The sequence below is a fragment of the Neisseria sp. P0004.S004 genome, from assembly GCF_051963335.1.
Taxonomy (GTDB): domain Bacteria; phylum Pseudomonadota; class Gammaproteobacteria; order Burkholderiales; family Neisseriaceae; genus Neisseria.
Window position 1 is genome coordinate 1 of the sequence record NZ_JBQCUK010000019.1, and the last position, 6,244, is coordinate 6,244.

The following is a 6,244-nucleotide window of genomic DNA, read 5'->3' on the forward strand; positions in this document are numbered from 1 at the left end:
GTTGGAAGGCGTATAGTTCGGTTCTTCGCTGCTGATGCGGTGAAGAAAACGAAGCAGACAGTATAACACAGTTGGTTGAAATTTTCGATAATTTTAGTTGACATTTGCTAAATATACTGTATAATTCGATTCGCTCTTTAAAAAACAGATTACCGATAAGTGTGAGTGCATTAGGCCTCACACTGTTTGAAAGACAGACAAGATGATGTTTTAGACATTGTCCTGTCGGTTTCTTTGAAGCAGACCAGAAGTTATAAGTTAGAGATTGAACATAAGAGTTTGATCCTGGCTCAGATTGAACGCTGGCGGCATGCTTTACACATGCAAGTCGGACGGCAGCACAGAGAAGCTTGCTTCTTGGGTGGCGAGTGGCGAACGGGTGAGTAACATATCGGAACGTACCGAGTAATGGGGGATAACTAATCGAAAGATTAGCTAATACCGCATATTCTCTGAGGAGGAAAGCAGGGGACCTTCGGGCCTTGCGTTATTCGAGCGGCCGATATCTGATTAGCTAGTTGGTGGGGTAAAGGCCTACCAAGGCGACGATCAGTAGCGGGTCTGAGAGGATGATCCGCCACACTGGGACTGAGACACGGCCCAGACTCCTACGGGAGGCAGCAGTGGGGAATTTTGGACAATGGGCGCAAGCCTGATCCAGCCATGCCGCGTGTCTGAAGAAGGCCTTCGGGTTGTAAAGGACTTTTGTCAGGGAAGAAAAGGCTGTTGCTAATACCGACAGTTGATGACGGTACCTGAAGAATAAGCACCGGCTAACTACGTGCCAGCAGCCGCGGTAATACGTAGGGTGCGAGCGTTAATCGGAATTACTGGGCGTAAAGCGAGCGCAGACGGTTACTTAAGCAGGATGTGAAATCCCCGGGCTCAACCTGGGAACTGCGTTCTGAACTGGGTGACTAGAGTGTGTCAGAGGGAGGTAGAATTCCACGTGTAGCAGTGAAATGCGTAGAGATGTGGAGGAATACCGATGGCGAAGGCAGCCTCCTGGGATAACACTGACGTTCATGCTCGAAAGCGTGGGTAGCAAACAGGATTAGATACCCTGGTAGTCCACGCCCTAAACGATGTCAATTAGCTGTTGGGCAACTTGATTGCTTAGTAGCGTAGCTAACGCGTGAAATTGACCGCCTGGGGAGTACGGTCGCAAGATTAAAACTCAAAGGAATTGACGGGGACCCGCACAAGCGGTGGATGATGTGGATTAATTCGATGCAACGCGAAGAACCTTACCTGGTCTTGACATGTACGGAATCCTCCAGAGACGGAGGAGTGCCTTCGGGAGCCGTAACACAGGTGCTGCATGGCTGTCGTCAGCTCGTGTCGTGAGATGTTGGGTTAAGTCCCGCAACGAGCGCAACCCTTGTCATTAGTTGCCATCATTAAGTTGGGCACTCTAATGAGACTGCCGGTGACAAGCCGGAGGAAGGTGGGGATGACGTCAAGTCCTCATGGCCCTTATGACCAGGGCTTCACACGTCATACAATGGTCGGTACAGAGGGTAGCCAAGCCGCGAGGCGGAGCCAATCTCACAAAACCGATCGTAGTCCGGATTGCACTCTGCAACTCGAGTGCATGAAGTCGGAATCGCTAGTAATCGCAGGTCAGCATACTGCGGTGAATACGTTCCCGGGTCTTGTACACACCGCCCGTCACACCATGGGAGTGGGGGATACCAGAAGTAGGTAGGGTAACCGCAAGGAGCCCGCTTACCACGGTATGCTTCATGACTGGGGTGAAGTCGTAACAAGGTAGCCGTAGGGGAACCTGCGGCTGGATCACCTCCTTTCTAGAGAAAGAAGAGGTCTGATGCATTCACACTTATCGGTAAACTGTAAAAGATGCGGAAGAGAAAAGCTTGAGTGAAGACAAGATTCGCTTAAGAAGAGAATCCGGGTTTGTAGCTCAGCTGGTTAGAGCACACGCTTGATAAGCGTGGGGTCGGAGGTTCAAGTCCTCCCAGACCCACCAAGAACGGGGGCATAGCTCAGTTGGTAGAGCACCTGCTTTGCAAGCAGGGGGTCATCGGTTCGATCCCGTTTGCCTCCACCAAGTACTTTACAAATTAAAGGAAGCCTGCTATACTTAGCAGCTTATTTTGATTTGCGAAGTGAAATATCGACGCATCGATCTTTAACAAATTGGAAAGCCGAAATCAACAAACAAAGACAATGAGTTTGTTTTGATTTTTTGTTCTTTGCAAAGGATAAAAAATCTCTCGCAAGAGAAAAGGAAACAAACACAGTATTTGGGTGATGATTGTATCGACTTAATCCTGAAACACAAAAGGCAGGATTAAGACACAACAAGCAGTAAGCTTTATCAAAGTAGGAATTTCAAGTTTGCTTCCCTAGTCAACGGGTAGGTAAACGAAGTCAAAGAGGTTCTTGAAATGATAGAGTCAAGTGAATAAGTGCATCAGGTGGATGCCTTGGCGATGATAGGCGACGAAGGACGTGTAAGCCTGCGAAAAGCGCGGGGGAGCTGGCAATAAAGCTATGATCCCGCGGTGTCCGAATGGGGAAACCCACCTCTTAGGAGGTATCCTTATCTGAATACATAGGATAAGCGAAGCGAACCCGGAGAACTGAACCATCTAAGTACCCGGAGGAAAAGAAATCAACCGAGATTCCGCAAGTAGTGGCGAGCGAACGCGGAGGAGCCTGTACGTGATAACTGTCGAGATAGAAGAACAAGCTGGGAAGCTTGACCATAGTGGGTGATAGTCCCGTATTCGAAATCTCAACAGTGGTACTAAGCGTACGAAAAGTAGGGCGGGACACGTGAAATCCTGTCTGAATATGGGGGGACCATCCTCCAAGGCTAAATACTCATCATCGACCGATAGTGAACCAGTACCGTGAGGGAAAGGCGAAAAGAACCCCGGGAGGGGAGTGAAATAGAACCTGAAACCTGATGCATACAAACAGTGGGAGCATCCTTGTGGTGTGACTGCGTACCTTTTGTATAATGGGTCAACGACTTACATTCAGTAGCGAGCTTAACCGAATAGGGGAGGCGTAGGGAAACCGAGTCTTAATAGGGCGAACAGTTGCTGGGTGTAGACCCGAAACCGAGTGATCTATCCATGGCCAGGTTGAAGGTGCCGTAACAGGTACTGGAGGACCGAACCCACGCATGTTGCAAAATGCGGGGATGAGCTGTGGATAGGGGTGAAAGGCTAAACAAACTCGGAGATAGCTGGTTCTCCCCGAAAACTATTTAGGTAGTGCCTCGAGCAAGACACTGATGGGGGTAAAGCACTGTTATGGCTAGGGGGTTATTGCAACTTACCAACCCATGGCAAACTAAGAATACCATCAAGTGGTTCCTCGGGAGACAGACAGCGGGTGCTAACGTCCGTTGTCAAGAGGGAAACAACCCAGACCGCCAGCTAAGGTCCCAAATGATAGATTAAGTGGTAAACGAAGTGGGAAGGCCCAGACAGCCAGGATGTTGGCTTAGAAGCAGCCATCATTTAAAGAAAGCGTAATAGCTCACTGGTCGAGTCGTCCTGCGCGGAAGATGTAACGGGGCTCAAATCTATAACCGAAGCTGCGGATGCCAGTTTACTGGCATGGTAGGGGAGCGTTCTGTAGGCCGATGAAGGTGCATTGTAAAGTGTGCTGGAGGTATCAGAAGTGCGAATGTTGACATGAGTAGCGATAAAGCGGGTGAAAAGCCCGCTCGCCGAAAGCCCAAGGTTTCCTACGCAACGTTCATCGGCGTAGGGTGAGTCGGCCCCTAAGGCGAGGCAGAAATGCGTAGTCGATGGGAAACAGGTTAATATTCCTGTACTTGATTCAAATGCGATGTGGGGACGGAGAAGGTTAGGTTAGCAAGCTGTTGGAATAGCTTGTTTAAGCCGGTAGGTGGAAGACTTAGGCAAATCCGGGTCTTCTTAACACCGAGAAGTGATGACGAGTGTCTACGGACATGAAGTAACCGATACCACGCTTCCAGGAAAAGCCACTAAGCTTCAGTTTGAATCGAACCGTACCGCAAACCGACACAGGTGGGCAGGATGAGAATTCTAAGGCGCTTGAGAGAACTCGGGAGAAGGAACTCGGCAAATTGATACCGTAACTTCGGGAGAAGGTATGCCCTCTAAGGTTAAGGACTTGCTCCGTAAGCCCTGGAGGGTCGCAGAGAATAGGTGGCTGCGACTGTTTATTAAAAACACAGCACTCTGCTAACACGAAAGTGGACGTATAGGGTGTGACGCCTGCCCGGTGCTGGAAGGTTAATTGAAGATGTGCAAGCATCGGATCGAAGCCCCAGTAAACGGCGGCCGTAACTATAACGGTCCTAAGGTAGCGAAATTCCTTGTCGGGTAAGTTCCGACCCGCACGAATGGCGTAACGATGGCCACACTGTCTCCTCCCGAGACTCAGCGAAGTTGAAGTGGTTGTGAAGATGCAATCTACCCGCTGCTAGACGGAAAGACCCCGTGAACCTTTACTGTAGCTTTGCATTGGACTTTGAAGTCACTTGTGTAGGATAGGTGGGAGGCTTTGAAGCAGAGACGCCAGTCTCTGTGGAGCCGTCCTTGAAATACCACCCTGGTGTCTTTGAGGTTCTAACCCAGACCCGTAATCCGGGTCGGGGACCGTGCATGGTAGGCAGTTTGACTGGGGCGGTCTCCTCCCAAAGAGTAACGGAGGAGTTCGAAGGTTACCTAGGTCCGGTCGGAAATCGGACTGATAGTGCAATGGCAAAAGGTAGCTTAACTGCGAGACCGACAAGTCGAGCAGGTGCGAAAGCAGGACATAGTGATCCGGTGGTTCTGTATGGAAGGGCCATCGCTCAACGGATAAAAGGTACTCCGGGGATAACAGGCTGATTCCGCCCAAGAGTTCATATCGACGGCGGAGTTTGGCACCTCGATGTCGGCTCATCACATCCTGGGGCTGTAGTCGGTCCCAAGGGTATGGCTGTTCGCCATTTAAAGTGGTACGTGAGCTGGGTTTAAAACGTCGTGAGACAGTTTGGTCCCTATCTGCAGTGGGCGTTGGAAGTTTGACGGGGGCTGCTCCTAGTACGAGAGGACCGGAGTGGACGAACCTCTGGTGTACCGGTTGTAACGCCAGTTGCATAGCCGGGTAGCTAAGTTCGGAAGAGATAAGCGCTGAAAGCATCTAAGCGCGAAACTCGCCTGAAGATGAGACTTCCCTTGTGGTTTAACCACACTAAAGAGTCGTTCGAGACCAGGACGTTGATAGGTGGGGTGTGGAAGCGCGGTAACGCGTGAAGCTAACCCATACTAATTGCTCGTGAGGCTTGACTCTATCATTTGAAGAACTTCAAATAATAAAAGCTTACTGACTGATTCAGTCATCACCATTTATACCGATTAAGGCTTTACCAATTTGTAACAGTTTAAGTTTGGCGGCCATAGCGAGTTGGTCCCACGCCTTCCCATCCCGAACAGGACCGTGAAACGACTCAGCGCCGATGATAGTGTGGTTCTTCCATGTGAAAGTAGGTCACCGCCAAACACCCATTCCGAAGCCCCCGACTGATGTTGGGGGCTTTTTACATGCCTGTCGTTTCTGTCGGTTTGGCGGCAGAATTGGGATAACAGGTGTTGGGGTCAAACATTGGGATATTGATGTACCGGTGTTTATGGGGTATTTGTGCATCTTGGCATTTGAATTGGGGATATTTACCCTGTTGTTATTCTTGCACAAAAGTACCGAAAGTTACGGTTAACCGTTTGGAATGTTTGAAATCAAACGGCATTTGCGTTAATATGTCGTATGCATTTATATGGAACAGGGCCGTGTTCTACTGTCGATGCGGCAGTATCGGCGGGGTGGGGAAAACCGTCCTGCAGACGGCCCGGTTTATTCAATCTGACACGTTATAGGAAAACCCTGATGAAGAAATTTTTATTTGGTGTAGTTGCCGCCGTTTGTACGGCATTCTCTTTGGCTGCTGTGAACGTCAATACGGCCTCTTCTGCGGAGCTGGAGGCATTGCCGGGTATCGGCCCGGCTAAGGCGAAGGCGATTGTGGAATACCGTCAGAAGAACGGTGCGTTCAAATCGGTGGAGGAGCTGAAAAACGTGAAGGGCATCGGTGATGCGGTGCTGAACAAGTTGAAGGCGGAGGCGACGGTTTCTTCTGCCGCGCCTAAGGCCGCGCAGCCTGCCGTGAAAAAATAAGCCGGACTCTGCCTGTATGCCGCCCTGCGGCCGAACCGTTTGCCGGTTGGGCCACGGG

General features: G+C 50.3%; 1 protein-coding gene, 2 tRNA genes and 3 rRNA genes. All 6 read left to right on the forward strand.

All coding sequences use genetic code 11. The annotated features are described in order from the left end of the window. Positions 1 to 267 precede the first annotated feature (267 nt). The 6 genes from ACTHRY_RS11050 to ACTHRY_RS11075 all read left to right on the forward strand — a co-directional run bounded on the left by ACTHRY_RS11050 (position 268) and on the right by ACTHRY_RS11075 (position 6,186). Positions 268 to 1,808 (forward strand): 16S ribosomal RNA (locus tag ACTHRY_RS11050). 105 nt (positions 1,809 to 1,913) lie between these two features. Beyond that, positions 1,914 to 1,990, forward strand: a tRNA-Ile gene (locus ACTHRY_RS11055). 5 nt (positions 1,991 to 1,995) lie between these two features. After that, positions 1,996 to 2,071: transfer RNA gene (locus ACTHRY_RS11060), tRNA-Ala, on the forward strand. A 347-nt stretch (positions 2,072 to 2,418) separates the two neighbouring features. Further along, positions 2,419 to 5,307, forward strand: a 23S ribosomal RNA gene (locus ACTHRY_RS11065). Positions 5,308 to 5,403: 96 nt separating this feature from the next. After that, positions 5,404 to 5,517: ribosomal RNA gene (rrf, locus tag ACTHRY_RS11070) — 5S ribosomal RNA — on the forward strand. The 16S, 23S and 5S rRNA genes sit together here with 2 tRNA genes alongside, the layout of an rRNA operon. A 381-nt stretch (positions 5,518 to 5,898) precedes the next feature. Further along, positions 5,899 to 6,186: a ComEA family DNA-binding protein gene (locus tag ACTHRY_RS11075; protein ID WP_049323884.1), complete on the forward strand. Its 288-nt coding sequence runs from the start codon at positions 5,899 to 5,901 to the stop codon at positions 6,184 to 6,186. Positions 6,187 to 6,244 lie beyond the last annotated feature (58 nt).

Coding starts and splice junctions, on each gene's coding strand:
- ACTHRY_RS11075 (WP_049323884.1), top strand. CDS start 5,899: ATGAAGAAATTTTTATTTGGTGTAGTTGCCGCCGTTTGTACGGCATTC.